Raw genomic sequence first — 26,822 nt, forward strand, 5'->3', positions numbered from 1 at the left:
ACCCCGCCGCACCGCCGCGGCGCCCGCCCCGAAGGAGCACCGATGTCCGCCCTCATCACCCCCGAGCTGGTCGTCCTCGACCAGGATCTCGGCCGCGACCGCGCCCCGGTCATCCGCCGCCTCGCCCAGCTGGTGGTCGACGCCGGTCGCGCCACCGACGTCGACGCGCTCTTCGCCGACGCCTGGGACCGCGAGAGCAAGACCGACACCGGCATCCCCGGCGGCCTGGCCATCCCGCACTGCCGGTCGACCGCCGTGCTCGAGCCCACGCTCGCCATGGCGCGGCCGGCCCCGGGCGTCGACTTCGGATCCTCCGACGGCCCCGCCGACCTCATCTTCTTCATCGCCGCCCCCGACGGCGCCGACCAGGAGCACCTGAAGCTCCTCTCGACCCTCGCCCGCTCCCTGATCAAGCCCGAGTTCGTGGCGTCCCTCCGCACGGCGGCCACCCCGGCCGAGATCGTGGCGATCGTCGACGGGGCACTGGCCCCGGCCCCGGCTCCCGAGAAGGCCCAGGCCGCAGCCACGACGGCGACGGATGCTCAGCCCGCCCCTTCGGCGACGACCACCTCGCCCGCCACCCCGGCCCCCGCATCCGCGGCCCCGGCCCCGGCCTCCCGCCCTGTCATCGTCGCCGTCACCGCCTGCCCCACCGGCATCGCCCACACCTACATGGCGGCGGACTCCCTGGTCGCGGCCGGCGAGCGCGCCGGCGTCGAGCTGCACGTCGAGACCCAGGGCTCCTCGGGAGCCACCCCGCTCGACCCCGCCCTCATCGCCCGTGCCACCGCCGTCGTCTTCGCGGTCGACGTCGACGTGCGCGACAAGGCCCGGTTCGCGGGACTCCCGGTCATCCAGGCCCCAGTCAAGCGCGGCATCGACGAGCCCGACGCTATGGTCGCCGAAGCGCTGGCCGCGGCGGACGACCCGAACGCCCGGCGAGTAGCCGGCGGCGGCAACGACACCGACGGCACAGCGGCCGGCAGCACCGACTCCGGCCCGAACGAGCACATCGGCCAGAAGCTCAAGCGCTACCTCCTCACCGGTGTCAGCTACATGATCCCCTTCGTCGCCGGCGGCGGCCTCCTGATCGCCCTCGGCTTCCTGCTCGCGGGCTACCAGATCAACGGCAACGCCACCGACATCGTCCTCGGCAACAGCCTCTGGAACCTCCCCGAGGGCGGGCTCTCCACCTACCTGGGCGCCGTCGCCTTCGTCATCGGCGCGGCCTCGATGGGCTTCCTCGTTCCGGCGCTGGCGGGTTACATCGCCTACGCCATCGCCGACCGGCCCGGCATCGCGGTCGGCTTCACGGCCGGAGCGGTCGCGCTGGTGATGAACGCGGGCTTCCTCGGCGGCCTCGTCGGCGGTCTGCTCGCGGGCTTCATCGCCTGGGCGATCGGCCGTATCCGGGTGCCTCGAGTCATCCGCGGACTGATGCCCGTCGTGATCATCCCGCTGTTCGGCTCGATCTTCGCCTCCGGCCTGATGCTGCTCGTGCTGGGCGGCCCGATCGCGCTGCTGATGAGCGGACTGAACGACTGGCTGTCCTCGCTGACCGGGGCCTCCGCAGTGCTGCTCGGCGTCATCCTCGGCACGATGATGGCCATCGACCTCGGTGGCCCGATCAACAAGGTCGCCTACGCCTTCGCGGTCGCCGGCCTCGGCGCCGGCACCATCGCGAACCAGGCCCCCTGGCAGATCATGGCCGCGGTCATGGCCGCCGGCATGGTGCCACCGCTGGCCCTGGCGCTCGCCACCCTGATCGACCGCAAGCTGTTCAGCGCCGCCGAGCGCGAGAACGGCAAGGCGGCCTGGTTCCTCGGCGCGGCCTTCATCTCCGAGGGAGCCATCCCGTTCGCGGCGGCCGACCCGCTGCGCGTCATCCCGGCCGGCATCGTGGGCAGCGCGCTCACCGGCGCCATCGTGATGGGAACCGGCGTCACCTCTCAGGCCCCGCACGGCGGCATCTTCGTCTTCTTCGCGATCGGCAACGTTGGCATGTTCATCGTCGCGATCCTCGCGGGCATGGTCGTCTCCGCCGCCCTCGTCGTGCTGCTGAAGCGCTTCGTGCGCCGTCGCCCGGTGCAGGCCGGTGCGGCTGCCGACACGTCCGCGCAGGCTCCGGATGCTCGCGCCACCGCCCCGGCCGGCGCCCCCGCCCCGGCTGCCACCCGCACCCCGGTCCCGGCCCGCTGACACCGGTCACCGACGCCACGCGTCCCACGTCGCCGACCCACGGCGCCGGTGACCGACCCCGCCCGTCCACCCCGCCCCACCACCACCGAAGGATCCCCATGCCGGAACGCACCGCCACCATCGCCAGCCGCGTCGGGCTGCACGCCCGCCCCGCCTCGCTCTTCATCGAGGCCGTGAAGCGCCAGAACACCAAGGTCACCATCTCGAAGGACGGCAGCGCGCCGATGGACGCGTCGAGCATCCTCTCGATCATGAGCCTCGGCGCCGCCAACGGCGACACCGTCACGCTCGCGGCCGAGGGCCCCGACGCCGACGCGGCGCTGACCGAGCTGGTCGCCCTGCTCGAGACGGATCTCGACGCCGAGTAGCGACGCCGCGCATCCGCTCGTCTCAGAACGCCCTTCCGCCAGCAGCGGAGGGGCGTTCTGCGTCAGAACAGGTCGGGGGAGGGTGTCGAGGTGTGGCGCACCGAGACGTCGGCGTGCCGATCGAAGCGGTACCCGACGCCGCGCACGGTGCGCACGATGTCCTCGTAGTCGCCGAGCTTGGAGCGCAGGCGCCGCACGTGCACGTCGATGGTGCGCTCGTTCGGCACCTCCTCGTCGCCGGCAGACCAGAGCGACGAGATCAGCTCGGCGCGCTCGATGGTGCGGCCCTCGCGGAGCACCAGGTACTGCAGCAGCTCGAACTCCTTGTAGGTGAGGTTCGCGGCCTGGTTGTCGAGCAGTACGCGCTTGCGGGAGAGGTCGACGACGACGCCGTCGCGGGCGCGGTCCTGCTCCTCGTCAGGGGCCTGGCGGTGCTTGGCGAGCGCGGCCGGGTCCTGCAGGGCGAGGCGCACGACCTCGACGTCGCGTCCGCCGGCCCCGCGGGGGGCGAGGGCGACGGCGGCATAGGTCTCGGAGGAGGGGGCGATCTGAGCGGCGAGGGCCTTCAGCTGCTCGACGATGCGGCCGAGGTCGGTGCCGTCGGCGGCCGCCTTGTCCTCGTCGATGCCGACGTAGAGCACGAAGCCGCGGGCCTCGGTGCCGTCGGGCACGGCGCGGATGCGGGGGGTGGGCTCCGCGGCGACGCGCGAGCGGAGGGGGGTGACGGTGGAGGGGCGGGAATCGAGGTGGGCGATCGACATGGAGGCGTGTCCTAGCGGGAGCGGCCCGTGGTCGACGGGCCGGAAGTGTGTCATTCCGAAGGATCCTGGTGCGGATCCGGAGACGGCAGACCGAATCAGACGAGACGGATGCCGGGGAGCACGACGCTCTCCGCGATCAGATGCGCGGGGGTCGGTGCTCGAGCGAGAGGGTGAGAGTTCTCGTCAGCGACACATTCGACAGCACATGACGGCGCCGCCGGCCATCATGCCGGCGTTCCCGGGGGCCTCAAAGGAGGTCGGGGTGAACGCGTTGTCAGTCATGTCCCCAATCAAAGCGGATGCGCGAGACGGATGTCAAGCATCCGCTCGACTTCTGTGCAGTGGCACGGCGACGGCTGAGGTATAGGTTCGACCCCATGACCCGGAGCGAGGCATGACCCAGACGTCCCCACCGATCGCCGATCGGGCACGCTGGCAGGCCTTCGCGGTCTGCGTCGCGGTCGCCGCGCTGACGATCCTCGACCTGTCGAAGGTGAACGTCGGACTGCCGTCGATCGAGAAGTCGCTCGGCGCCGGCCCGACCGAGCTGCAGATCATCGTCGCGGGCTACGCCCTCGCGTTCGGTCTCGCGCTCGTGCCCTCCGGCCGTCTCGGCGACCTCTACTCGCGCAAACTGCTGTTCATCATCGGGCTCAGCGCCTTCACCCTCGCCAGCGCGGCCTGCGCAGTCGCGCCCGACATCAACACGCTCGTCATCGCGCGGATCGTGCAGGGTGTGGCGGCGGGCATCCAGATGCCGCAGGTGCTCGGTCTCGTGCAGCAGCTCTTCCAGGGCGAGGAGCGCGGCCGCGCCTTCGGGCTCTTCGGGGCGACGATCGGCGTGGCGACGGCGTTCGGTCCGACGCTCGGCGGGCTGCTCATCGCGATCGGCGGGCCGACCGACGGCTGGCGCCTGCTGTTCTGGATGAACGTGCCGCTCGGCATCGTGCTGCTGCTGATCGCCATCAGGCTGCTGCCCAAGGCGCAGGTGCGCGACCCCGGTGCGAGGAACCTCGACCTGATCGGGATCGTGCTGCTCGGAGCATCCGTCTTCACCTTCATGCTGCCGTTCGTGCTGACCACCGGAGGGCCCGACGACAGCAACTTCCGCTGGTTCTGGCTCGCGGGCACGGTCGTCGCGGTGGCGCTGTTCATCTGGTGGGAGCGGCGGTACCAGGCGAGCGGCAAGTCGCCGGCCATCCGCTTCTCGCTGTTCACGATCAGCTCGTACCGCAACGGGCTGCTGCTCGCGACGGCCTGGTTCGCGGCGGTGCCGGCGGTGTTCCTGCTGACGACGCTGTTCCTGCAGGAGGGGCTCGGGTTCGAGCCGGTGTTCGCGGGGATGGTGAGCATCCCGTTCGCACTGACCTCGGCGATCTCGTCGCTGATCGGTGGGCGGCTCGTGATGCGGCTGGGGCGCAAGCTCGTGGTGATCGGCGTCGTCGTGGCGATGATCGGGTTCGTGCTGGTGCTGCTCGCAGCCGTGCTGCCGCCGGCCGGCTGGTCGATCTGGCTGATGGCGGGGGCGATGGCGGTCGCGGGTGCCGGTGGCGGCTTCGTGATCTCGCCGAACCAGACGCTGACGCTCGCCGAGATCCCGGTGACCGAGGGCGGCGTGGCCGGGTCGATGGCCCAGGTGGGGCAGCGCGTCGGCACGGCGATGGGCGTCGCGGCGGCCTCGTCCATCTTCTTCGCGACGCTGTACCGCGAGGGGCCGGGCAACGCCGACAACGTGATGATCTACCACGACGGGTTCCGCAACGCGTTCTTCGTGGCGCTGGGGCTGCTGTCGGTGGCGCTCGTGATCGGGCTGCTCGACCTGCGGCGGCGGGCGAAGCAGGCGGCGGGCCCGGATGCCGAGGAGCCGGCCTCTTCCGCGGCTTCGTAGGCGGGCTTTCGCTCGGTGCGGGTCAGTGTGCGGGCGGGAAGCCGGCTCTGAGCTCGTCGAAGACGGCGCCCGCGTCGTCGAGCTGGGCGAGCGCCGCTGACTGGCCGGCCCAGAGCGAGAGGAGCTCGCCGCGATCGAGTCGGGAGGCCTCGGCTCGGAAGCGTCCGGTGAGCCAGTTCTGCGTGGGGAAGGGAGCAATGGCGCCGGACTCCTCGACGATTCGCGTCGCCCGGTTCGGGAGGCCGCGGGCGAGCCGTCCGCTCATCGCGCGGGTGAGCACGGTGTCGTGGGCGGCCGCAGCGGCGATGGCCTGTCTGTGCGACTCGGGCGCCGCCGACTGCCGGGTGCGCAGGAACGCGGTGCCCACCTGCACACCGTCGGCGCCGAGCGCGGCGGCCGCAGCGACCCCGCGCCGCTCGGCGATGCCGCCGGCCGCCACGACCGGCACGCCGACCGCGTCGACCACCTGGGGCACCAGCGCCATCGTTCCGACGAGCGACTGCTCGGGCGGGCGGAGGAACGAGGTGCGGTGCCCGCCGGCCTCCGACCCCGAGGCGACGACGACGTCGACTCCGCCGTGCTCGAGCGCAAGGGCCTCGTCGACGGTCGTCGCGGTGCCGATCACGACGATCCCGGCACGGTGGGTGCGCTCGACGACGTCTTCGGGCGGCACCCCGAACACGAACGACACGGCGGCCGGGCGCGCCTCGAGCACGGCGTCGACCTGCTCGCCGAACGGCGGAAGGAAGGCGTCGGGCAGCCCGGGCATCTCGAGTCCCACCTCGGCGAACAGCGGGGCGACGGATGCCGCCGCCTTCGCGAACGCCGTCGCCGTCGCCGACTCGGCAGGCGCGGCCTCGTCGCCCGTCGGCACCCACAGGTTGAGGGCGAACGGCCGGCGCGTGCGGGCGTGGAGTTCTGCGGCGACCTGCCGGATGCGCGCGGCGTCGTACCCGTACAGCCCGAAGGACCCGAGACCGCCCCGGTCGCTCACGACCGCAGCGAGCTCCACCGACGAGACCCCGCCGAACGGCCCCAGCACGATCGGTACCTCGACCCCGATCGCGGCTCCCAACGACATCGTCATGCTCCGAGTATCCACCCGCCGCGGCGCCCGGCTCGCAGTGCGATCATCCATCTCTGGAACCCGCGCACTCCGCGGTCCTGCCGACCGGACCCGATCTCCTTGATCCAGCCATGACCATCTCGGGCAAGCGCGTGAGCGCGCGGCAGTCGGGTGTGCTGCCGCGCGCTTCGCGCTTGCCCTCGGATGCGGTGGCTGGCTAGGCGGCGGGTCGCTGGATGGTGCGTCGCCGGGTGGTTGGGATCGGTGTCTGTTCCGTGTCGACCCATCTCGGCGGGATGAGATGAGGCACCCCGTCGTGCATGACCAGTTTCCACGGTGATTTGTGCAGGTGCGAGTGATGGAAGTGACAGAGAAGTACGCCGTTGTCGATGTCGGTGCGGCCGGGCGGATGATCGTCTGAAACCCACTCGTTCGCATGATGTGTCTCGCAGTATGAGGGTGGCCGGTCGCAGCTGGGCCACACGCATCCGCCGTCGCGGGCGGCTAGTGCCCGGTTCTGCGCCGGGGTGAAGAGGCGCTTGGTCTTGCCGTGGTAGAGCACTTCGCCCTTGTCGCCGAAGAGGGTCGCTGCGACGGGGGATGCGCAGCGCAGTTGCGCGACGGTGGAGGCGGGGATGGGCTGGTCGATGCCGTCGATCCACCCGACTCCGCGGCCTGCCAGGAGGTCGTCGAGGGTCATGTGCACGTTGACCGTGGCGATGGCCCCGTTGATGCGAGGCATGTCGTCGGCGCCAGCGGCGCGGGCGATGAGTTCGGTGACGGTGTCGGCGTTCTTCTGCGCTGCGGTACGGCCATCAGCAGTCACGTACTCGTCGCCATCGACGAACCGTGGCCCTGTCACGCGCGGGCTCTGCAACGCCCGGATGCTCGACATCCACACCCCCGCCCTGCTCGGGGGTGAGCGCGAACTTCCCCCGGTACATCCCATCCGACGATTGCGCGATAGTCAGTGACCGCTGCATCTGCAGCACCTCGTCCCGCGGCTCCGCACCATCGGGGTCGAGTACTTCGCGCAGGTGGATGGCGGCCCTGAACGTCTCATCGGCGGTCAGCCGACACGAGAGGGTCTGATCGACCAGGGTCTCTTCGGCGAGGGCTACGACGTCGGGCGAGCATCCGCGATCGGCGAGCACACTGCACTGCTTCACGATGGCCGCCGCCGCCTCGACGCCGAGCACGCCTTCATCGAGCACGCGAGCGACCACCGAGAACGGCACCGGCCCCTCGCCACCACCCAGCAGCACCGCGCCCCGCAGTCGCCGACCGAGCTCGAGCCGGGCCTTGCACGCCCGCGCCGATGCCCCGGTGACCTTCGCGATGAGCGCGACGGGGCTGGTGAAGTTCTGCGACCGGCTGAGGCCCTCGTCGCCGAGCTCGGTGCGTGACCGTACCGCGACCTCGCCAGCGGTGTGCACCTGCCCGGCCGAGACCAGCCGTGCAACCGCCTCGAAGTCGGCCATCAGCTCCAACACGGCCTCGTCGGAAAGCCCCGCCAGCCTGCTGCGCGCCGCACCCAGAACGCCTTGGAGATCGCGGGCGATCTCCTTGAGCGAGACGTCTGGTTCCATGCTGAGATTCTATCAGAAATACCTGATGAATGCTCTATTAATCCGCGCGTCCGTAGCCTCTGAGCGGGTGCGGAGGGACAGGTGCGGGTCGGTCGGACTAGACCAGCCCGTAGAGGCGGTCGCCCGCGTCGCCGAGGCCCGGGACGATGTAGCCCTTCTCGTTGAGGCGCTCGTCGAGGGCGCCCAGCACCAGGGTGACGTCGCGGCCCTCGGTGGCCTTCTCGAGGGCGGCGACGCCTTCGGGAGCTGCGAGGAGGCAGATCGCCGTGACGTCCTGCGCACCGCGGTCGAAGAGGAACTTGATCGCCGCCGACAGCGAGCCGCCGGTGGCGAGCATCGGGTCGAGCACGAAGCACTGGCGGTCGGAGAGGTCGTCGGGCAGGCGCTCGGCGTAGGTGGTGGGCTCGAGGGTCTCCTCGTTGCGCACCATCCCGAGGAAGCCGACCTCGGCCGACGGCACCAGCTTCACCATGCCCTCGAGCATGCCGAGCCCGGCGCGCAGGATCGGCACCACGAGCGGACGCGGCTCGCTCAGCGCCAGGCCCTGGGTCTCGGCGACGGGGGTCTGGATTGTGATCGGCTCCACGCTCACGTTGCGGGTGGCCTCGTAGGCTAGGAGCGTCACGAGCTCCTCGGTGAGCGCGCGGAAGGTCGGCGAGGGTGTCGTGCGGTCGCGCAGCACGGTGAGCTTGTGGGTGATGAGCGGGTGATCGGCAACGTGAACTCGCATGAGGCCAATCTACTGGAGAGGACGGCGCCACCGTGCCCGAGAACGCCGCCCCGCCGCTCCCGCCCGCGAGTGTGCTCGACGAGTGGATGCGCGCCGCCCTCGTCGAGGCCAGGGCCGCGCTCGACACCGGCGACGTCCCGGTCGGCGCGATCGTGCTCGATGCCGCCGGCACCGTGATCGGCGTCGGACGCAACGAGCGCGAGGCCCGCCACGACCCGACAGCCCACGCCGAGGTGCTGGCCCTCCGCCAGGCGGCGGAGACGATCGGCGACTGGCACCTGACCGGGGCGACCCTCGTCGTCACGCTCGAGCCATGCGTCATGTGCGCGGGCGCGATCCTGTCGGCGCGGGTGCCGCGGGTTGTCTACGGCGCCTGGGACGAGAAGGCGGGAGCCGCCGGCTCGGTCTACGACGTGCTGCGCGACCGTCGCCTCAACCACCGGGTCGAGGTCGTCGCCGGCGTGGAGGCCGCCGCCTGCGCCGCGCTGCTCACCACCTTCTTCCGCGGCGCCTGACGGCCGCGGGCAGGGGGCTGCCCGGGGTGCTGCTCGGAGGGCGGCTCAGAGGGCCGCGATGCGGGTGAGGTAGTCGTCGAGGAGGCGGGACGAGGCGGTCTGCATCGCGTCCGAGTACCGGGCCCGCTCGGCGCGGAGCGCTGCGGGGGAGTAGCCCGCCGCCGTCACGTAGGCCTCGTCTCCCGTGAGCCACTGCTCGTGCATGTCGGAGGTCAGTTCCGGGTGGAACTGCACCGCGAGCATCCATTCGCCGATGCCGAAGGCCTCGTTCGGGTACTCGGCCGAGGAAGCCAGCAGGGTCACGCCGTCGGGCAGGTCGAAGGTGTCGCCGTGCCACTCGGCCACGGGCACACCGGCGACGTGGCGCACCGGCGAGCCCGCACCCGCCGCGGTGGGCTCGACGACCCGGTAGCCGACCTCGACGGGCCCCGGATGCACGGACGACCCCAGCGCCGCCGCCATCGCCTGCGCCCCGAAGCAGACGCCGAGCACGGGGCGCTCCGCGTCGAGGCGGGCCCGCAGGAAGTCGAGTTCGGGGTCGATGTAGCCGAGCCGGTCGCGCTCGTAGACGCCGTCGGTGGAACCGAGCACGATCACCAGCTCGGCATCCCGCGCCCGCGAGAGCCCCGCCGCGAACTCCGCCGCCGGGCCCGACGCGTCGACGAGCTCGATCGAGTAGCCGTGACGCGTGAGCACCGGGGCGAAGTTGCCGAGGTGCACCGACGCCTGATGCTGCACGACGACAGCGCGGCGAGCGCCGGCCGGCCCGGCCATCTGCTCGGTCGCTCGGAGCTCGGTCAATCGGCGCTCTTGATCACGATCGCCGAGGTGTTGAGCTCGACGTCGACGGGCGGCACGTAGACGTCGGGCTCGAGGTAGATGACGCGGGCGATGGGCACGACCTCGCGGATACGGCCCTCGACCTCGTCGATCGTCTCGGCGACGTCGCGCAGCTCCGAGTCGGGCGCGAGCGCGATCTTCGCGCCGACGAGCAGCTCGTCGGGCCCGAGGTAGAGCGTCTTGATGTGGATGAGGCGGTCGACCTTCGGCGTCGACTCGATCGCCCGCACGATCTTCTCGTGGTCGGCATCGGTCGCGCCCTCGCCGACGAGGAGGCTCTTGGTCTCGATGCCGAGGATGACGGCGACGACGACGAGCAGCACGCCGATGAAGAGCGTCCCGATGCCGTCCCACACCCCGTCGCCCGTGATCACGGAGAGGCCGACACCCACGAGGGCGAAGGCGAGACCGGTGAGGGCCGCCGTGTCCTCGAGCAGCACGACGGGCAGCTCGGGCGCCTTGGCGCGGCGCACGAACTGCACCCAGCTCTGCTTCCCGCGGGTGTGGTTGCTCTCCTTGATCGCGGTGCGCAGCGAGAAGCCTTCGAGCCCGATGGCGATCACCAGCACCGCGAGCGGCACGATCGGGTTCGAGATCTCCTCGGGGTGGGAGATCTTCTCGATGCCCTCGTAGATGGCGAAGACGCCGCCGACCGAGAACAGGATGATCGACACGACGAACGCGTAGACGTAGCGCTCGCGGCCGTAGCCGAAGGGGTGCTCGCGGTCGGCCTGCTTCTTGGCCTTGCGGCCGCCGAGCAGGAGCAGGAGCTGGTTGCCCGAATCGGCGAGCGAGTGCACGCTCTCGGCGAGCATCGACGACGATCCCGAGATGAGGAACGCGACGAACTTCGCGATGGCGATGCCGACGTTGGCCAGCAGAGCCGCGACGATCGCCCTGGTGCCGCCCGATGCACTCACGTGAGACCTTCTTCCTGCGGTGGGGTGATGCCAATCCTAGGATGGCGGGATGACCGACGCAGAGCCCACCGTGCCGACCGCTACCGAGCCGACCGACCAGGTGCCCTCCCCGCTCGCACTGCCGACGATCGCCCTGCTCGGAGCCGGGTCGATGGGCCGCGCCATCCTGAGCGGGCTGCTCGCGCCGACGGTCGAGGTCGACGGCCCGATCCGCGTGACCAACCGCAGCGCCGCAAAGGCCGCCGAGCTGGCCGGCACGCCGGGCGTGACGGCGTTCGCGACCGACGACGACGCCGAGGCGAACCGGCGGGCCGTCGCGGGCGCCCACGTCGTGCTGGTCGCGGTGAAGCCCTCGATGGTGGTCGATCTGCTCGACGAGATCGCGGATGCGCTGGAGCCGGATGCCGTGGTCGTGAGCGTGGCAGCCGGGGTGACCGTGGCGACATTCGAGGAGCACCTCCCTTCTGGTGTGTCTGTGGTGCGGTCGATGCCGAACACGCCCGCGGTGGTGGGACGTGCCGTCACCGGCGTCTCGGCAGGAACCCGCTCGAGCGACGACGACCTCGCGCTGGTGCGCCGCCTGTTCGAGACCGTGGGGACGGTGGTCGAGGTTCCGGAGAGCCAGCTCGATGCTCTCAGTACGATCTCGGGCTCGGGCCCCGCCTACGTCTTCCTGTTGATAGAAGCGCTGACCGAGGCCGCTGTGCAGAAGGGGTTCACGGATGCTCAGGCCGCCGAGCTCGTGAACGGCACCTTCGCGGGCGCCGCCGAGCTCCTCGTGGCGTCGGGGAAGACCCCGACCGAGCTGCGCATCCAGGTGACGAGCCCCAAGGGCACGACGGAGCGCGCCGTCGCGGTGCTGCAGGAGGCGGGCCTCCCGGAGCTTTTCGTCCGCGCCACCGACGCCGCCCTCGCGCGGGCCCGCGAGCTCGCCGCCGGCTAGAGCTGCGCTAGTTCCCGAGCGCCGCGAACGTCTCGATGTCCGACGACTTCCCCGACACGATGATCAGATCGTGGTTCGACACCACGGTCGACTCGGTCGCGTAGGTGAACGGCTTCCCCGGGCTCTTCACACCCACGACGGTCACGTGATACTTCGACCGCACCCCCGACTCCGTGAGGTTCAGCCCGCGAATCGGCTTCGGCGGGTACATCTTCACCAGCGCGAAGTCGTCGTCGAACTCGATGAAGTCGAGCATGCGCCCCGAGACGAGGTGCGCGACGCGCTCGCCGGCCTCGGCCTCGGGGTAGATGACGTGGTTGGCGCCGATGCGCTCGAGGATCTTGCCGTGCGAGCGCGAGATCGCCTTCGCCCAGATCTGCGGCACCCTCAGGTCGACGAGGTTCGCCGTGATCAGCACCGAGGCCTCGATCGACGAGCCGACCGCGACGACCGCGATCTGGAACTCGGGGGCCCCGATCTGGCGCAGGGCCTCGACGTTGCGGGCATCCGCCTGCACCGTGTGGGTCACCCGCTCCGACCACTTCTGCACGAGCCGCTCGTCCTCGTCGATCGCGAGCACCTCGCGGCCCAGCCGGTCGAGCTCGCCCGCGGTCGCCGCACCGAACCGGCCGAGGCCGATCACGAGCACGGGCGCGTCGTGTCTGATGCGATCAACCAACGATGGGCCTCTCTTCCGGGCGCTTGTAGAGCTGCTGCCGCTGGCTGGCCGCCAGGGCTGCGGCGAGTGTCACTGTACCAACGCGGCCCATGAACATCGTGGCGGCCATGATGTAGACGCCCGCGTCGGGCAGCGAGGCCGTGAGACCGGTCGTCAGCCCCGAGGTGGCGAACGCCGAGATCACGTCGAACAGCACGAAGTCGAGCGAGGCCTTCGAGATCTGCAGGATCAGGATGCTCGACACCGCGACCGTGGTGGCCCCCCACAGCACCACGGACACACCGAGGCGCAGCACGTCGCTCGGGATGCGGCGCCCGAACGACTCCATGTCGTGCACACCCCGCGCCTCGGCGAACGCGGCGAGGAACAGCACCGCCAGCGTCGTCACCTTGATGCCGCCCGCCGTCGAGGCCGAGCCGCCGCCGATGAACATCAGCATGTCGGTGACCAGGAGACTCGAGCCGTTGAGATCGGGGATGGAGATGGTCGAGAAGCCGCCCGAGCGCGTCATCACCGAGAGGAAGAAGCTCTGGAAGACGGTGTCGCCGGCGTCGAGCTGGCCGAAGGTCTTCGGGTTGTCGAACTCGAGTGCGATGTAGAGGGCCGCCCCTACGACGATCAGAAGCAGGCTCGTCACGATGGTGAGCTTCACGTGCACCGACCAGCGCACCCGCGTCTCGGTGCCGTGCACGCGTCCGGTGCGGCGGCGGATGCCCCACGCCCGCAGGCTCCGCGACAGCGTGTAGATCACGGGGAAGCCGATGGCGCCGAGCACGACGCCGAGCATCAGCACGCCGAGGAAGAAGTAGTCGTCGGCGAAGGGGGCGAGTCCTTCGGCGTTCGGCGCGAATCCGGTGTTCGTGAACGCCATGGCCGAGTAGTAGAAGCTGTGCCAGACGGCCTCGCCCACGGGGATGCCGTCGATGAGCATCCGCGGGAAGAGGAGTGCGGCGAGCAGCGCCTCGATGACGAGGGCGCTGATGGCGACGGTCGCGAGCAGCGAGCCGATTTCCCCGAGCCGCACCGCCTGCCCCTCGGCGACCGGGCCGTGGTGCATGCGCAGCGGGTTGGTGTCGCTCGCGGCGATCAGCCGGGCACGCAGGCCGAGCTTGCGCGAGATGGCCAGGCCCAGGATGCTCGCCAGCGTCAGCACCCCGAGAGCACCGATCTGCACACCGATGTAGACGATGGTGTGGCCGAAGGCCGACCAGTGGGTGGCCATGTCGACGGTGGACAGGCCCGTCACGCAGATCACCGAGACCGCTGTGAAGAGGGCGTCGGCCAGCGGGGTCATCTTGCCGTCGGTGGCCGCGATCGGGAGCGAGAACAGGATCGTGAAGATCAGGATGAGCACCGCGAAGATCAGGATCGCGAAGCGCGAGGGCGAGTTCTCCGAGAACTCCCGCATGCCGTCGCGGATGCGACCCGCCAGAGTGGCACTCCGATTGAACGGATTGGGTCGTGCCGGGAGGGTACGGGCGCTCACCGCAGCAATGCTACTCGGCGGCCCGTGCCGCCAGCGGCGGGTTTGACGCGGATCCGGGCCCTGCCCACTACCCTGGTCGCATGGCCGACATCTTCTCCGTGATCGCTGACCCGACCCGGCGTCAGCTGCTGTCGCTGCTGCTGGAGCGGTACGTCTCCGCGGAGTCGGCCACCGCCTCCGGAGCCTCGGAGGGCGAGTACAGCGTCTCGGAGCTCGTCGGCCACCTCGAGCTGAGCCAGCCGACCGTGTCGAAGCACCTCAAGGTGCTGCGCGACGCCGGCCTCGTCGCCGTGCGCGAGGAGGGTCAGCACCGCTTCTACAAGATCGACGTCGCCCCGCTGGAGGACGTCGAGGACTGGCTGATCCCCTTCCTCTCCGCCGACTTCGACACCGCCGAGGAGGATGCCCTGTGGGACAACGCCTCCGACGCCGTGCGTTCGGCCGCGGCGACCTTCGGCCAGAACGTGGGGCGGCGGGCGGCGCAGACCTCGCACGCGGTCAAGTCGGTCACCGAAGACCTTGTCTCCAAGCTCCGCCGCTAGCCGTTCCCGCGGGGGCTCCCGGCGCACTATAGTTTCGCCATGACCACCTCCTCGTCCGAGCTCGGCGACGTGAAGTTCCTCACCGTCGCCGAAGTGGCCGAGATGATGCGGGTGTCGAAGATGACGGTCTACCGTCTCGTGCACGCCGGAGATCTGCCGGCCATCCGCTTCGGCCGCTCCTTCCGGGTGCCCGAGTCGGCGGTCGCCGTGGCCCTCAAGAACCACATCGCCGACACCGCCTGACGGCGACTGCTACACTTCTCCGAGGCTCTTTCTGCCCCTGGCCGCCGTTCTCGTGCGGTCATCCCCGAAACGTGTGAGGTCTGTGTGGGTTCTGTAATCAAGAAGCGACGCAAGCGCATGGCGAAGAAGAAGCACCGCAAGCTGCTTCGCAAGACTCGCCACCAGCGTCGCAACAAGAAGTAGCGCCGAGGCTTCCGCCTCGCCGTTGCGCGAGCAGAGCGTCAGACCTTCGGGCCTGGCGCTTTTTGCTTAGGCTGGCGCCATGCCCCTCTTCTGCGCCACCCTCGTCGTGCGCGACGCGGTCACGAAGCTCGACGCCCTGGCGATCGTGGCGCTGGCGGCGGATGCGGTGGTCACCGACGCGGGCACCATGCGACCCCGGGTGGTGCTGCCGGGCGGCGCCTGGGTCGAGGTCGAGATCCCGAAGTTCGGCGAGCCGCCGCCGCTCGCCCTCGACGTCTACTCGGAGCTCGGCGACGACCACGCGAAGATCGCCGCGCTGGCGCTGCTCACCCGCCTCGAGGAGCGGACGGCCTGGACGGTGAAGCCCGACTTCGTGCTCTGAGCGGGGCGTGATACCGTCTTCGTGGCTTGTCACTGCTCTCGCAGGCAACACCGCAGCTGTTCTCGACGTCGACGACAGCACGAGTGTCCCTAGGAGTGAATGTGTGCGAGGCGAAGCCATGATCGTGCGGCGGGTGCTGAACAACAGCGTGGTCGACGCGCTCGACGACTCCCTGCAGGAGGTCATCGTCTTCGGCCGGGGCATCGGCTTCGCGTCGAAGCCCGGCGACACGATCGACCAGTCGATGATCGAGAAGATCTTCCGGCTCGACGACGACGCCGCCAGCCGGCACTTCGCCTCGATCGTCGGCAGCGTGCCGGCCGACGTGCTCTCGGCCACCGCCGACCTCGTGACCCGGGCTCGCGCCGAGCTGACGGCGAAGATCAGCGACAGCCTCTACGCCTCGCTCGCCGACCACCTCTCCTTCGCCGTGCAGCGCGTGCGCTCAGGCGAGCAGTTCACGGTGCCGCTCGCCGTGGAGGTGCAGCGCTTCTACCCGAGCGAGTACGCCTTCGCCCGCAGCGCGGTGGCCGAGCTGAACAGCCGGCTCGGCATCGAGCTGCCACCCGAGGAGGCGACGAGCATCGCCCTGCACGTGATCAACGCGCAGGTGGGCGGAGCCGCCGACAGCGCGACACGCATGATGGAGCTCACCCGCTCGGTGCTCGACATCGTGCGCCTGCACTTCGGGCTCGACTACCGCGACGACGACCCGGCCTACCTCCGCTTCGTCACGCACGTGCGCTTCTTCGCCCAGCGGGTGCTGCTCGGCGAGTCGGTGCAGCGCGACGACGCAGAGCTGCTGCAGCTGCTGCGCACGCAGAAGCCGGCGGCGTTCGTGTCGGTCGACAAGGTCGACGCCTTCGTGATGCGCAGTCACGGCCACGCGATGAGCGCCTCGGAGAAGGTCTATCTCGGGCTGCACATCGCCAACTTCCTGTAGTCCGCACCACCCGTTCCACCCGTTCCATCCGTCCCACCGAAACCGAACAGTCACACCGAATCCGAAGCCGCGTCAGGGCAACCGCGTGAAGCCGGGATTCTCTATCGAGGAGAGTTCCATGAAGTACGAACGAGACGCCGCCGCGATCATCGCGGCGGTCGGCGGCGAGGAGAACATCTCCTCGCTGTACCACTGCGTCACCCGCCTGCGCTTCGGCCTGCGCGACAACGCGAAGGCCGACCAGGGCGCGCTGCAGGCCATCGCGCCCGTGATGGGCGTGAACGACGCCGGCACCCAGTACCAGGTGGTCATCGGCAACGACGTCCCCGACGTGTACCGCGCGATCGTCGCCGAGCTGCCGCGGCTGGCGCCCGCCGAGGGGGCCGACGGCGCGGGCCCGTCCGAGGCCGCCGACACCGTCGAGCCCACCGGCAACCCGGTCAAGCGCGCCTTCGCCCGCTTCCTCGACTTCATCTCGGGCACCTTCGCGCCCATCCTGCCCGCCATCGCCGGCGCCGGTCTGCTGAAGGGTGTGCTCGCCCTGATCAATGCCTTCGGCTGGGTCGACCCGCAGTCGCAGACGTTCCTGATCTTCTCGGCCATCGCCGACGCGGTGTTCTTCTTCCTGCCGGTGATCGTCGCGATCTCCGCCGCCCGCAAGCTCGGCGCCAACCCCTACGTCGCCGGCTCCCTCGGCGCCGTGCTGGTCTACCCGGCGCTGACCGCGCTGCTCGGAGCGGGCGATCCGGTCGGGCTGCTGGGCATCCCCGTCACGAACGTGTCGTACTCGTACTCGGTCATCCCGGTGCTGCTCGGCGTGTACCTGATGTCGTGGGTCGAGCGCGGGCTCACCCGCGTCATCCCGTCGTTCCTCAAGCTGACCGTCGTGCCCATGCTCACCCTCGTCGTGGTGGCCCCCATCACGCTCGTCGCGCTCGGACCCCTCGGCACCTTCGTCGGCAACGGCATCGCGGGCGGCATCAACTGGGCGCTCGACAACGGTGGGGCGCCGGCCGGCTTCGTGATCGGCGCGCTGCTGCCGCTGATCATCATGACGGGCATGCACTACGCGCTGGTGCCGTTCATCCTGCAGAACCTGGCCACGCTCGGCTTCGACAAGTTCCTGCCGCTGACCTACGTGCAGACCTTCGCCACCGCCGGCGCCGTGTTCGGCGTCTTCCTCCGCGCGAAGAACTCGCAGGTCAAGGCCCTCTCGCTCTCGACGACCTTCACGGCGCTGATGGGCGTCACCGAGCCGGCCCTGTACGGACTCGCGCTGCCGCTGCGCCGGCCCCTGATCGCCTCGATGGCCGGCGCCGGCGTGGGCGGAGCGATCTCGCTCGGCCTCGGCGTGAAGGCCTACGTGCTCGCCGGCAACGGCGGGCTCCCCGGGCTGCCGGGGCTCGTGGGCGAGACGTTCATCTGGGCGATCGTCGGCATCGCCGTGGCGTTCGTGGTGTCGACCGTGGTCGCGATGGTGCTGGGGGTCGACGAGTCGATCCTGGCGCGCACGGCCGAGACGGCGACGGGGGCGGCGAAGGCTGCGCCCGCCCAGGGTGCGGCGGGTGCGGTCACCGGTACCGCCGCCGGTGCCGCCGTGCCGGCCTCGACTGCTGCGGCTCCGGATGCCCGTCCCGCCGCCCTGGCCACGACGCCCGATGCCCGGCTGATCGGCGAGATCGTCTCGTCGCCGATGACCGGTGAGCTGGTGTCGCTCGACGACGTGCCCGACAGCACCTTCTCCAAGCGCCTGGTCGGTGACGGCACGGCGATCCGCCCGATGGTCGGCATCGTCGACTCCCCGGTCGACGGCGAGGTCGTGACGGTCTTCCCGACCAAGCACGCCATCGGCCTGCGCAGCGACTCGGGCATCGAGGTGCTGATCCACGTCGGGCTCGACACCGTCGCCCTGAAGGGCGAGGGCTTCCAGAGCCGGGTCGCCGCCGGCGACCGCGTGCACGTCGGCGACCGGCTGCTCGACTTCGACCTCGAGGCGATCAGCCGCACGAACGATCCACTGAGCGTGATCGTGATCACGAACTCCGGCGACTACGGCATCGACCCGGGCACGACGGGGCCGGTGCGGTCGGGCGACGCGCTGATCCGCGTCACGCCCGCCGCGACCGGCGAGCCGGTGGGCGCCACCGAGGGGGCCGTTCGATGAGCGCCGGGACCGCGCATCCGGAATCGGAGGCGACCGCGGGGATGACCACGACGCCGACCGCGACCGACCCGGCCCCGCACGGAGCGACCGGGCCGTTCCCCGAGGGGTTCCTCTGGGGGGTCGCCTTCGCCGCCAACCAGGTCGAGGGCGGCTTCGACGAGGGCGGCAAGGGCCTGTCGCAGGCCGACGTCATCCCGTTCCGCACCGCCCGCGACTACGTCGACATCAGCGCGCTGATGAAGGCGAGCGACGAGACCATCGCCGAAGCGGCGGCCACCCCCGGCGCGGCCGGCTACCCGAAGCGGTCGGGGAGCGACTTCTACCACCGCTGGGAGGGCGACGTCGAGCTCTTCGCCGAGCTCGGCCTCTCGGCGCTGCGGATGTCGATCGCCTGGTCGCGCATCTTCCCCACCGGGGTGGAGACCGAGCCGAACGAGGAGGGGCTGCTGTTCTACGAGCGCCTCTTCTCCCGGCTGCGCGAGCGCGGCATCGAGCCGGTGGTGACGATGTCGCACTACGAGATGCCGCTGCACCTCGTCACCGAGTACGGCGGCTGGACGAACCGGGCGGTGATCGGGCACTTCGAGCGGTACGCCCGCACGATCGTGACCCGCTTCCGCGGACTCGTGCACTACTGGCTGACCTTCAACGAGATCAACACGACCGTGATCGAGCCGTACACCGGGGGAGGGGTGATCGAGCGCGAGCCTGCTCCCGGCGTCGACCCGCGGCAGGCCTCCTACCAGGCGCTGCACCACCAGTTCGTGGCGAGCGCCCTGGCCGTGCGACTCGTGCACGAGCTCGATCCGGATGCGCGGGTCGGCTGCATGCTCGCCCGGATGGCGCACTACCCGGCGTCGAGCGACCCGGCCGACGTGGTGAAGGCGCAGTTCGACAACAACCTGAATCTGTTCCACACCGACGTGCAGGTGCGCGGACGCTACCCGGGCACCGTCCGCCGCTTCTGGCGGGATCAGGGCATCGACGTCGTCATGGAACCGGGCGACGAGGCGCTGCTGGCGGAGGGGACGGTGGACTTCCTCTCGTTCAGCTACTACATGAGCCTGGTGTCGTCGGTGTCGCTCGAGAAGTACGGAGCCACGGGCGGCAACCTGTTCTCCACGATCAAGAACCCGCACCTGCCCACCACGGAATGGGGCTGGCACTTCGACCCCGAGGGCCTGCGCTACGTGCTCGACGACCTGTGGGACCGGTACGGCATCCCGCTCTTCATCGTCGAGAACGGTCTGGGTGCGACCGACGTGCTGGAGGGCTCGGCGGCGGATGCGGCGGCCGGCACCCCGGACACCAGAGCCGTGCACGACCCCTACCGCGTTGACTACTTCGTGCAGCACCTCCGCCAGGTGCGGGAGGCGATCGCCGACGGCGTGGAGCTGCTCGGCTACACGGCGTGGGGCGGGCTCGACATCGTCAGCGCCTCGACCTCGCAGATGACGAAGCGGTACGGCGTCGTCTACGTCGACGCGGACGACCTGGGGAACGGGTCGTACGACCGCATACGGAAGGACAGCTTCTTCTGGTACCAGCGGCTGGTCGCGACGAACGGGGCGGTGCTCGACGAGGGCTGACGGTCGCATGTCGCGGGTCGCGGGTCGCGGCTCGCGCTCGGGTGGCGCTCGCGCTCGGGTGGCGCCCGGGTCGCACCGTGGGGGAGAGGGCGGAACGCCTAGGCTTGGGGCGTGGCCGCCGTCTCCCTCACCTTCATCGCCAAGCCGGGGTGTCATCTCTGCGACGACGCCCGTGCCGTAGTGCGCGAGGTCATCGGCTCGCTGGCCCCCGCGGTCGAGGTCGAGGTGACCGAGCTGTCGATCCTCGACAACCCGGCGCTGATGGACGAGTTCGCCGAGGAGATCCCGGTCGTGATGATCGAGGGTCGTGTCCACACCATCTGGCGGGTCGAGCCGGCCCGTCTCCGCACCGCCCTGCAGGAGGCCGCCTCATGATCCGACACGTCGTGGCCTGGAAGGTCGCCGCCACCGAGCCCGCGGAGGCCGCCGCGGCCGCCGCCGAGATCACCCGCCTGCTCGCATCGCTGACCTCGCTCGTGCCGTCGATCTCGTCGCTCACCGTCGGGCCGAACATGGCCTACTTCGAGTCGAACTGGGACGTGGTGCTGGTCGCCGACTTCGAGACGCTCGCCGACCTCGACGCGTACCAGGTGCATCCGTCGCACCAGGCCGTGGTGCCCCAGATCAAGGCGCTCGTCTCCCAGCGGGCGGCCGTCGACTTCGAGCTGTGAGCTCGGCGCCCTCGCCATCGCCGTTCGAGGTGCGCACCGAGCGACTGCTGCTGCGTCGCTGGCGTCCGGATGATCGGCCACCCTTCGCCGCGATGAACGCCGACCCCGAGGTGATGCGCTACTTCCCGGCGCCCCTCACGCAGTCCGAGAGCGACGCGCTCGCCGCACGCGCCGACGCCTCGTTCGCGGAGCGCGGCTACGGACTCTGGGCGCTCGAGCTGCGGGAGTCGGGGGAGTTCCTCGGCTTCACCGGCCTCGCGCCGATGCCCGATGGCTTCGGCGGGGTCGAGGTCGGCTGGCGCCTCGCGCGGCCGTTCTGGGGTGCGGGGTATGCGACCGAGGCGGCGCGGGCGAGCATCCGCTTCGCCTTCGACACGCTCGGGCTCGACGAGGTGAGCTCGGTGACTTCGGTGATCAACGAGCGCTCGCAGGCCGTCATGCGCCGGCTCGGCATGGTGCCGGTCGAGCATTTCGACAGCCCCCGTGTGCCGGCCGGCTCACCGCTGGTGCCGCACGTGCGCTACGCACTCGCGGCCCCGCGCCCTACGGCGTGAGCCGCGTCGGGCCGCGCGCTACGGCGTGAGCCGCTCCGGGCCGCGCCCTACGGCGTGAGCCGCGTCGGGCCGCGGAACAGGTAGACGACCTCGCGCAGGTTCGTCTGGTGCAGCATGAGCATCAGCACGCGCGACAGGCCCATGCCGAAACCGCCGTGCGGCGGCACGCCGTAGCGGAAGAAGTCGAGGTAGAAGCCGAGCTCCTCGGGGTCGAGCCCCTTCTCCTTCGCCTGCTCGATCAGCACCTCGACGCGGTGCTCGCGCTGCGCGCCGGTCGAGATCTCGACGCCGTTGTAGACGAGGTCGTAGCTGTTGGTGACGGTCTCGTCGCCCGCGTTCCGCATGTGGTAGAACGGGCGGATGCTCGCCGCGTAGTCGGTGAGGAAGACGAAGTCGTGGCCGTAGGTCTCCTTGACGTAGGCCGCGATCTGGCGCTCGCCCTCCGGGTCCATGTCGTCGTCCTCGCGGGGCACGACGTAGCCGCGGTCGGCCACGATCTGCTTCGCCTCGGCGAGCGGGATTCGCGGGAACGGCTGCGTCGGAACCTCGATGTCGACGTCGAAGAGGGCCTTGATCTCCTCGCCGTGCTTCTCCTTCACGGCGCGCAGGCCGGCGACCATGAGCTCCTCGTGGAGCTGCATGACGTCTTCGTGCGAGTCGATCCAGGAGATCTCGGCGTCGACGCTCGTGAACTCGGTGGCGTGACGGCTGGTGAAGCTGGGGTCGGCGCGGAACGCGGGCCCGACCTCGAAGACCTTGCCGAAGCCCGCGGGCTGCGCCATCTGCTTGAAGAACTGCGGGCTCTGCGAGAGGTAGGCCTTGGTCTCGAAGTACTCGACCTCGAACAGCTCGGCGCGCGACTCGCTGGCCGAGGCCATGAGCTTCGGGGTGTGGATCTCGATGAAGTCGTGCTCGACCCAGTAGGTGCGCCAGGCGTGCTCGAGCGTGGTCTGCACGCGGAAGACGAGGTTCTGCTCGGGGCGGCGCAGGTCGAGAAAGCGCCAGTCCATGCGCTTGTCGATGCCGGAGTCGGCCGCGATGGGCGTCTCGGGGATGGCGGCGGTGACGACCTCGAGGCTCGCGAGCTTGACCTCGATGCCGCCGAGCTTCACGCGCTCGTCATGCTTCAGCTCGCCCGTGACGGTGATGAATGAGCCCTGGGCGAGGCCCGAGATGGTCTCGGCGACCTCGACGGTGTCGTCGGTGCGCGGGTTCACGAGCTGCACGGCGCCGGACTCGTCGCGCAGGACGACGAACTGCACCTTCTTCTGATCGCGAACGGTGTCGACCCACCCGGAGACGGTCACGGGGCCGTCGTCGAGGGCGGAGAGGTTCTTGACGAGGGTGCGGGTTGAGGCGCTCACGGGTTCGGTCACGGTAGAGAAGTCTACCTGCGCCGCCGCGGCGCACGAGGGCCGGCGGCGGCGCAGGACCGAGCGGACCGGACTGCACGCCGGCGGGCTCGGACTGAGCGGCGGGACTGCACGCCCGGCTGCTCAGGGTCTGGGGCTGAGGTGCTGCGTCAGGCCTTGCGGGTGGGCACGCGGTGGTAGCCGTCGATGCCGATGGCACGGACGGTGGCGACGATGCCGGCGAGGGAGACGAGAGCGAATGCGGAGAGCGTGATGAGAGTCATGAGTAAGCCTTTCTGTCTCCTATTTCATCGCCAGAAACTGTTCAGCACAATCGCATAGTTCTACACGTCTCATGTAGCTCGCCTTCACAATCGATGAGCCGCTCGTTCTCGGCAAAAGCTCGGGTGGGGCGCTCGTAGACTTGACGGGTGCCCGCCCGCCAGATCCACCTCGTCCGCCACGGAGAAGTCTTCAACCCGACCGGCGTGCTCTACGGCCGCATCCCGGGCTTCGGACTCTCCGAGCTGGGGCACCGCATGGCCGCGGCGGCCGCGGCCGACATCGTGGCGCGCGACCGGCCGGTCGCCGCTCTGTACACCTCTCCTCTGCAGCGGGCACGCGAATCCGGTCGCCCCATCGCCGAGGCCCTGGGTCTCGAGCCCTCGATCGAAGACCGCATCATCGAACCCACGAACGCCTTCGAGGGCCGGCGCATGGAGGGCAAGGGCGGCGCGCTCCGCGACCCCCGCATGTGGCGCTTCCTCTGGAACCCGTGGCTGCCGGCCTGGGGCGAGCACTTCACCTCGATAGCGGGGCGGATGCGCGCGGCGATGACCGACGCGCACGCCGCCGCCGAGGCAGCCGGCGAGGCGGGCGACGTCGTGATGGTCAGCCACCAGCTCCCCATCTGGATGGCGCACCGCTCCATCGTGGGCGAATCCCTTCCGCACGACCCCCGCAAGCGCCGCTGCTCCCTCTCGAGCATCACCAGCTTCGAGCTGCACGACGGGAAGCTGGTCGAAGTCGGCTACAGCGATCCTGCGGCCGGGCTGCAGGCCGAGGCCACCGACGTGGGGGCGGTATGACGGTCACCCGCTCGCGCGCTCGCGTCGGCGTCGCCGCCGGGTTGGCGCTCGTCGCCCTGCTGCTGGCCGGATGCTCGAACGACCCCCTGGCCGAGCAGTACCTCGAGGGCAGCGGCAAGGGCTACATCTCGGGTGACGGCACCGTCACCGAGGTCGACGAGGCCGATCGCGGCGAGCCGATCGCGTTCGAGGGAACCGACGAGAACGGCGACCCCGTCAGCTCGGCCGACTACGCCGGCCAGGTGCTCGTTCTGAACTTCTGGTATGCCGGCTGCGCCCCGTGCCGCGCCGAGGCACCCGACCTCGAGAAGCTGAACACCGAGTACGCGGGCACCGGCGCCTCCTTCCTGGGCGTCAACGTGCGCGACCAGGCGGCCACCGCCCGCTCCTTCGCCGAGACCTACGGCGTCACCTACCCCTCCATCGTCGACACCGACGGAGCGCTGCAGTACGCCTTCGCCGGAACGGTGGCCCCGAACGCGGTGCCGACCACGCTCGTGCTCGACACCGAGGGCCGCGTGGCGGCGCGCATCCTGGGCCGGGTGAGCGAGCCGGCCATCCTGGACACGCTGATCAAGACGAGCCTCGGCACCCTGCCCGAGCCCGGTGCGACCTCGTCCCCGTCGCCCACCCCGGCTGCCGGCTGACGTGAACAATCCCTTCGCCGAGATCGTCCTGAGCGGACAGCTGCTGCTCGCCATCCCGATCGCCCTGCTCGCGGGGCTCGTGTCGTTCGCGTCGCCGTGCGTGCTGCCGCTCGTGCCGGGGTACCTCGGGTACGTGAGCGGTATCGCGGGCATCCCGTCGCCGGCGTCGGGTTCGACCTCGCAGGCCGAGGCGCGCAAGGCGGCGAAGGATGCCCGGCGGCGCATGCTCCTCGGCATCTCGCTCTTCGTGCTGGGCTTCTCGCTCGTCTTCCTCGCCTACTCCGCCGCGTTCGGGGCTCTCGGCACCTGGCTGTTCCGCTGGCAGGACCTGATCACCCGCATCATGGGCGTCGTCGTGATCGCGCTCGGACTCGTCTTCATCGGGCAGTTCAGCTTCCTGCAGCGCACGCTGAAGCCGGCGTTCCGCCCGGCGACCGGCCTCGCGGGCGCTCCGGTGCTCGGCATCGTGTTCGGCCTCGGCTGGACCCCGTGCATCGGCCCGACACTCGGAGCCATCCAGGCACTCAGCCTCACCAGCGGCTCGGCCTGGAACGGCCTGCTGCTCGGCTTCTTCTACTGCATCGGCCTCGGCGTGCCGTTCCTGCTGGTGGCCCTGGGGCTCAACTGGGTCACCGGGTCGGTCGCATTCCTCAAGCGGCACATCCGCACGATCAACATCGTCGGGGGCGTGCTGCTGGTCGTCATCGGCCTGCTGATGGTGACCGGGCTCTGGTCGCTGTGGATCTACGAGCTGCAGGCGGTGATCTCCGGTTTTGTCCCGTCCATCTGATCACATCGACTCTCCCGATCCTTCGCGGCGGACTCCGGCCGGCGGCTCCGGTTCCGGCTCCGACGACGTCGCGCTGCCGAAGCTCGGCTTCGTCGGATACCTGCGCTGGTTCTGGCGGCAGCTCACGAGCATGCGCACGGCGCTGTTCCTGCTGCTCCTGCTCGCCCTCGCGGCGGTACCGGGCTCCCTCGTGCCGCAGCGCGCCGCCGACCCGAACGGCGTCACCCAGTACTTCGTCGACAACCCCGACCTCGCGCCGGTGCTCGACAAGATCCAGGCCTTCGACGTCTACACCTCGGTCTGGTTCTCGTCGATCTACCTGCTGCTGTTCGTCTCGCTGATCGGCTGCATCATCCCGCGCACGAAGCACCACTTCGATGCGCTCCGCGCGAAGCCGCCCCGCACCCCGGCTCGGCTGTCGCGGCTGGCCGGGTTCACGACGCGCGAGGTGCCCGCGACCTCCGCCGCCTCCGTCGTCGACTCGGCTCGCACGCTGCTGAAGCGGCAGCGCTACCGCACCGTCGTGTTCACCGGCGTCGACCGGGCCTCGGGCCTCGAGACCGCTTCGGTGTCGGCCGAACGCGGCTACCTGCGTGAGACCGGCAACCTGGTGTTCCACTCGGCGCTCGTCGGCATCCTTCTGGCCGTGGGCATCGGCGGGGGATTCGGCTATCAGGGCCAGCGCGTGGTGGTCGAGGGCCAGACCTTCGTGAACACCCTGCTCGCCTACGACTCGTTCAACCCGGGCCGCTTCTTCAGCGACGGGGCCCTCTCGCCCTACCAGATCACCCTCGACTCCTTCTCGGCGACCTACGAGACGCAGTCGCTGAAGGCCTTCGGCCAGCCGCTCGACTACACGGCCGCCGTCACGACCACCGACGCCGACGGGTCGGTCTCCGACGCGGACATCAAGGTGAACGACCCGCTGAAGATCGGCGGCACCGACGTCTACCTGCTCGGGAACGGCTACGCCCCGACGATCACGGTGCGCAACCCCGCGGGCGACGTCGTGTTCACCGACTCGGTGCCGTTCCTGCCGCAGGATGCGAACCTCACCTCGCTCGGCGTGGTCAAGGTTCCGGATGGCCTGCCCGATCAGGTGGGAATGATCGGGTTCTTCTACCCGACCCAGTCCGAGGCGCAGTCCGGTGTCTACTTCTCGTCGTTCCCCGACCTGCAGTACCCGGTGCTGACGCTCAACGTCTACGACGGCGACCTCGGATTGAACGACGGCGTCCCGGCGTCCGTCTACTCGCTCGACACCGACACGATGAACCAGCTGACCGGCGGCGCCACCGGCGTCGACTCGATCGAGCTGAAGCCGGGCGACACCGCCGAGCTGCCGAACGGCCTCGGCACCGTCTCGCTCGACGGCGTCAAGCGCTTCGCCTCCTTCGACGTGCACCACGACGCGACGCAGGGCTGGGTGCTGCTGTTCGCGCTGCTCGTGCTGGCCGGGCTGCTCACGTCGCTGTTCATCCCGCGGCGGCGACTGTGGGTCAAGGCGACTGCGCGGGCCGACGGATCGGTGCACGTGGAGTACGCCGGGCTGGCGCGCGGGGACGACCCGCGACTGGTGGAGGCGGTGGCGGCGCTGGCCGACAAGCACGCCGGCAGCGCTCCGGCGGAAGCAGCTCCGTCCACAGGCTCGCCGACTCCCGGCACACCCCCCGATACCAAGGCTTAGGCT

General features: G+C 70.3%; 29 protein-coding genes. 19 read left to right on the forward strand and 10 right to left on the reverse strand.

The window, feature by feature from the left end:
* Positions 1-42: 42 nt before the first annotated feature.
* Both BJ984_RS05790 and BJ984_RS05795 read left to right on the forward strand, forming a co-directional pair.
* Positions 43-2,199 (forward strand): PTS fructose transporter subunit IIABC, encoded by a 2,157-nt coding sequence (locus tag BJ984_RS05790; protein ID WP_179547225.1) that lies wholly within the window; start codon positions 43-45, stop codon positions 2,197-2,199.
* A 98-nt stretch (positions 2,200-2,297) separates the two neighbouring features.
* A complete protein-coding gene (locus BJ984_RS05795; RefSeq protein WP_179547226.1) occupies positions 2,298-2,567 on the forward strand; it encodes an HPr family phosphocarrier protein in 270 nt (89 codons plus the stop codon).
* 62 nt (positions 2,568-2,629) lie between these two features.
* Here the strand turns inward: BJ984_RS05795 and BJ984_RS05800 are convergent, their stop codons facing one another.
* On the reverse strand, positions 2,630-3,328 hold the full coding sequence (locus BJ984_RS05800; protein ID WP_173183094.1) for a winged helix-turn-helix domain-containing protein: 699 nt from the start codon (positions 3,326-3,328) through the stop codon (positions 2,630-2,632).
* A gap of 394 nt (positions 3,329-3,722) precedes the next feature.
* Between BJ984_RS05800 and BJ984_RS05805 the strand changes: the two genes are divergently transcribed.
* Complete coding sequence (locus BJ984_RS05805; RefSeq protein ID WP_179547227.1) at positions 3,723-5,216, forward strand: MFS transporter; 1,494 nt, start codon at positions 3,723-3,725, stop codon at positions 5,214-5,216.
* Between the two features lie 22 nt (positions 5,217-5,238).
* On the opposite strand, the gene BJ984_RS05810 is transcribed toward BJ984_RS05805, so the two are convergent.
* From BJ984_RS05810 to upp, 4 genes are all read right to left on the reverse strand, one after another.
* Positions 5,239-6,303, reverse strand: coding sequence for an NAD(P)H-dependent flavin oxidoreductase (locus BJ984_RS05810; RefSeq protein WP_246306436.1), 1,065 nt, complete (start codon positions 6,301-6,303; stop codon positions 5,239-5,241).
* A gap of 196 nt (positions 6,304-6,499) precedes the next feature.
* A complete protein-coding gene (locus tag BJ984_RS18905; RefSeq protein WP_179547228.1) occupies positions 6,500-7,108 on the reverse strand; it encodes an HNH endonuclease signature motif containing protein in 609 nt (202 codons plus the stop codon).
* Positions 7,098-7,871: a DUF222 domain-containing protein gene (locus tag BJ984_RS18910; protein WP_179547229.1), complete on the reverse strand. Its 774-nt coding sequence runs from the start codon at positions 7,869-7,871 to the stop codon at positions 7,098-7,100. Before BJ984_RS18910 ends, BJ984_RS18905 begins: the two co-directional genes overlap by 11 nt.
* A gap of 97 nt (positions 7,872-7,968) precedes the next feature.
* Entirely contained in the window at positions 7,969-8,601 is a 633-nt protein-coding gene (gene upp, locus BJ984_RS05825) for a uracil phosphoribosyltransferase (protein ID WP_179547230.1), read from the reverse strand.
* Between the two features lie 86 nt (positions 8,602-8,687).
* Between upp and tadA the strand changes: the two genes are divergently transcribed.
* Entirely contained in the window at positions 8,688-9,116 is a 429-nt protein-coding gene (gene tadA / locus BJ984_RS05830; RefSeq protein ID WP_179549336.1) for a tRNA adenosine(34) deaminase TadA, read from the forward strand.
* 45 nt (positions 9,117-9,161) lie between these two features.
* Here tadA and BJ984_RS05835 read toward each other — a convergent pair whose 3' ends face one another.
* Together BJ984_RS05835 and BJ984_RS05840 are read right to left on the reverse strand one after the other, a co-directional pair.
* The gene (locus tag BJ984_RS05835; protein ID WP_246306437.1) at positions 9,162-9,917 is read right to left on the reverse strand and encodes a glutamine amidotransferase-related protein; all 756 of its coding nucleotides are present in this window, start codon (positions 9,915-9,917) and stop codon (positions 9,162-9,164) included.
* Positions 9,914-10,876 carry a cation diffusion facilitator family transporter gene (locus tag BJ984_RS05840; RefSeq protein ID WP_179547231.1) on the reverse strand — a complete coding sequence of 321 codons (963 nt, stop codon included), beginning with the start codon at positions 10,874-10,876 and terminating at the stop codon, positions 9,914-9,916. Before BJ984_RS05840 ends, BJ984_RS05835 begins: the two co-directional genes overlap by 4 nt.
* A 49-nt stretch (positions 10,877-10,925) precedes the next feature.
* Here BJ984_RS05840 and proC point away from each other — a divergent pair, with 49 nt between their 5' ends.
* Positions 10,926-11,819 (forward strand): pyrroline-5-carboxylate reductase, encoded by an 894-nt coding sequence (gene proC / locus BJ984_RS05845; protein ID WP_179547232.1) that lies wholly within the window; start codon positions 10,926-10,928, stop codon positions 11,817-11,819.
* 7 nt (positions 11,820-11,826) lie between these two features.
* On the opposite strand, the gene BJ984_RS05850 is transcribed toward proC, so the two are convergent.
* Complete coding sequence (locus BJ984_RS05850; protein ID WP_173183103.1) at positions 11,827-12,498, reverse strand: potassium channel family protein; 672 nt, start codon at positions 12,496-12,498, stop codon at positions 11,827-11,829.
* A complete protein-coding gene (locus BJ984_RS05855) occupies positions 12,491-13,906 on the reverse strand; it encodes a TrkH family potassium uptake protein (RefSeq protein WP_179549338.1) in 1,416 nt (471 codons plus the stop codon). The genes BJ984_RS05850 and BJ984_RS05855 overlap by 8 nt, the downstream gene beginning before the upstream one ends.
* Before the next feature lie 158 nt (positions 13,907-14,064).
* On the opposite strand from BJ984_RS05855, the gene BJ984_RS05860 reads away from it, so the two are divergent.
* From BJ984_RS05860 to BJ984_RS05905, 10 genes are all read left to right on the forward strand, one after another.
* Positions 14,065-14,526, forward strand: coding sequence for an ArsR/SmtB family transcription factor (locus tag BJ984_RS05860; protein ID WP_179547233.1), 462 nt, complete (start codon positions 14,065-14,067; stop codon positions 14,524-14,526).
* 39 nt (positions 14,527-14,565) lie between these two features.
* The gene (locus BJ984_RS05865) at positions 14,566-14,769 is read left to right on the forward strand and encodes a helix-turn-helix domain-containing protein (protein WP_173183105.1); all 204 of its coding nucleotides are present in this window, start codon (positions 14,566-14,568) and stop codon (positions 14,767-14,769) included.
* 84 nt (positions 14,770-14,853) lie between these two features.
* Positions 14,854-14,952: a 30S ribosomal protein bS22 gene (locus BJ984_RS05870; protein ID WP_003792170.1), complete on the forward strand. Its 99-nt coding sequence runs from the start codon at positions 14,854-14,856 to the stop codon at positions 14,950-14,952.
* A gap of 79 nt (positions 14,953-15,031) precedes the next feature.
* Positions 15,032-15,334, forward strand: a complete 303-nt coding sequence (locus BJ984_RS05875; RefSeq protein WP_179547234.1) for a hypothetical protein — start codon at positions 15,032-15,034, stop codon at positions 15,332-15,334.
* Between the two features lie 103 nt (positions 15,335-15,437).
* On the forward strand, positions 15,438-16,277 hold the full coding sequence (locus tag BJ984_RS05880; protein WP_179547235.1) for a PRD domain-containing protein: 840 nt from the start codon (positions 15,438-15,440) through the stop codon (positions 16,275-16,277).
* 118 nt (positions 16,278-16,395) lie between these two features.
* The gene (locus tag BJ984_RS05885; protein WP_179547236.1) at positions 16,396-18,441 is read left to right on the forward strand and encodes a beta-glucoside-specific PTS transporter subunit IIABC; all 2,046 of its coding nucleotides are present in this window, start codon (positions 16,396-16,398) and stop codon (positions 18,439-18,441) included.
* The gene (locus BJ984_RS05890; RefSeq protein WP_271206418.1) at positions 18,438-20,030 is read left to right on the forward strand and encodes a glycoside hydrolase family 1 protein; all 1,593 of its coding nucleotides are present in this window, start codon (positions 18,438-18,440) and stop codon (positions 20,028-20,030) included. The genes BJ984_RS05885 and BJ984_RS05890 overlap by 4 nt, the downstream gene beginning before the upstream one ends.
* A gap of 111 nt (positions 20,031-20,141) precedes the next feature.
* Positions 20,142-20,405 carry a glutaredoxin family protein gene (locus tag BJ984_RS05895; protein WP_179547237.1) on the forward strand — a complete coding sequence of 88 codons (264 nt, stop codon included), beginning with the start codon at positions 20,142-20,144 and terminating at the stop codon, positions 20,403-20,405.
* Complete coding sequence (locus BJ984_RS05900) at positions 20,402-20,701, forward strand: Dabb family protein (RefSeq protein ID WP_179547238.1); 300 nt, start codon at positions 20,402-20,404, stop codon at positions 20,699-20,701. Before BJ984_RS05895 ends, BJ984_RS05900 begins: the two co-directional genes overlap by 4 nt.
* Entirely contained in the window at positions 20,698-21,255 is a 558-nt protein-coding gene (locus BJ984_RS05905; protein ID WP_271206419.1) for a GNAT family N-acetyltransferase, read from the forward strand. Before BJ984_RS05900 ends, BJ984_RS05905 begins: the two co-directional genes overlap by 4 nt.
* A gap of 47 nt (positions 21,256-21,302) precedes the next feature.
* Here BJ984_RS05905 and aspS read toward each other — a convergent pair whose 3' ends face one another.
* Positions 21,303-22,631: an aspartate--tRNA(Asn) ligase gene (gene aspS / locus BJ984_RS05910; protein WP_271206420.1), complete on the reverse strand. Its 1,329-nt coding sequence runs from the start codon at positions 22,629-22,631 to the stop codon at positions 21,303-21,305.
* A gap of 407 nt (positions 22,632-23,038) precedes the next feature.
* On the opposite strand from aspS, the gene BJ984_RS05915 reads away from it, so the two are divergent.
* From BJ984_RS05915 to resB, 4 genes are read left to right on the forward strand one after another with little or no spacing between them, the layout of a single operon-like run.
* Positions 23,039-23,695: a histidine phosphatase family protein gene (locus BJ984_RS05915; protein ID WP_179547239.1), complete on the forward strand. Its 657-nt coding sequence runs from the start codon at positions 23,039-23,041 to the stop codon at positions 23,693-23,695.
* Positions 23,692-24,342, forward strand: a complete 651-nt coding sequence (locus BJ984_RS05920) for a TlpA family protein disulfide reductase (RefSeq protein ID WP_179547240.1) — start codon at positions 23,692-23,694, stop codon at positions 24,340-24,342. The genes BJ984_RS05915 and BJ984_RS05920 overlap by 4 nt, the downstream gene beginning before the upstream one ends.
* A gap of 1 nt (position 24,343) precedes the next feature.
* Positions 24,344-25,132 (forward strand): cytochrome c biogenesis CcdA family protein, encoded by a 789-nt coding sequence (locus BJ984_RS05925; protein WP_271206421.1) that lies wholly within the window; start codon positions 24,344-24,346, stop codon positions 25,130-25,132.
* The gene (gene resB / locus BJ984_RS05930; protein WP_179547241.1) at positions 25,116-26,819 is read left to right on the forward strand and encodes a cytochrome c biogenesis protein ResB; all 1,704 of its coding nucleotides are present in this window, start codon (positions 25,116-25,118) and stop codon (positions 26,817-26,819) included. The genes BJ984_RS05925 and resB overlap by 17 nt, the downstream gene beginning before the upstream one ends.
* The last annotated feature ends 3 nt before the right edge of the window (positions 26,820-26,822 follow it).

It is taken from the genome of Herbiconiux flava (assembly GCF_013409865.1).
In the GTDB taxonomy this organism is placed as follows: domain Bacteria; phylum Actinomycetota; class Actinomycetes; order Actinomycetales; family Microbacteriaceae; genus Herbiconiux; species Herbiconiux flava.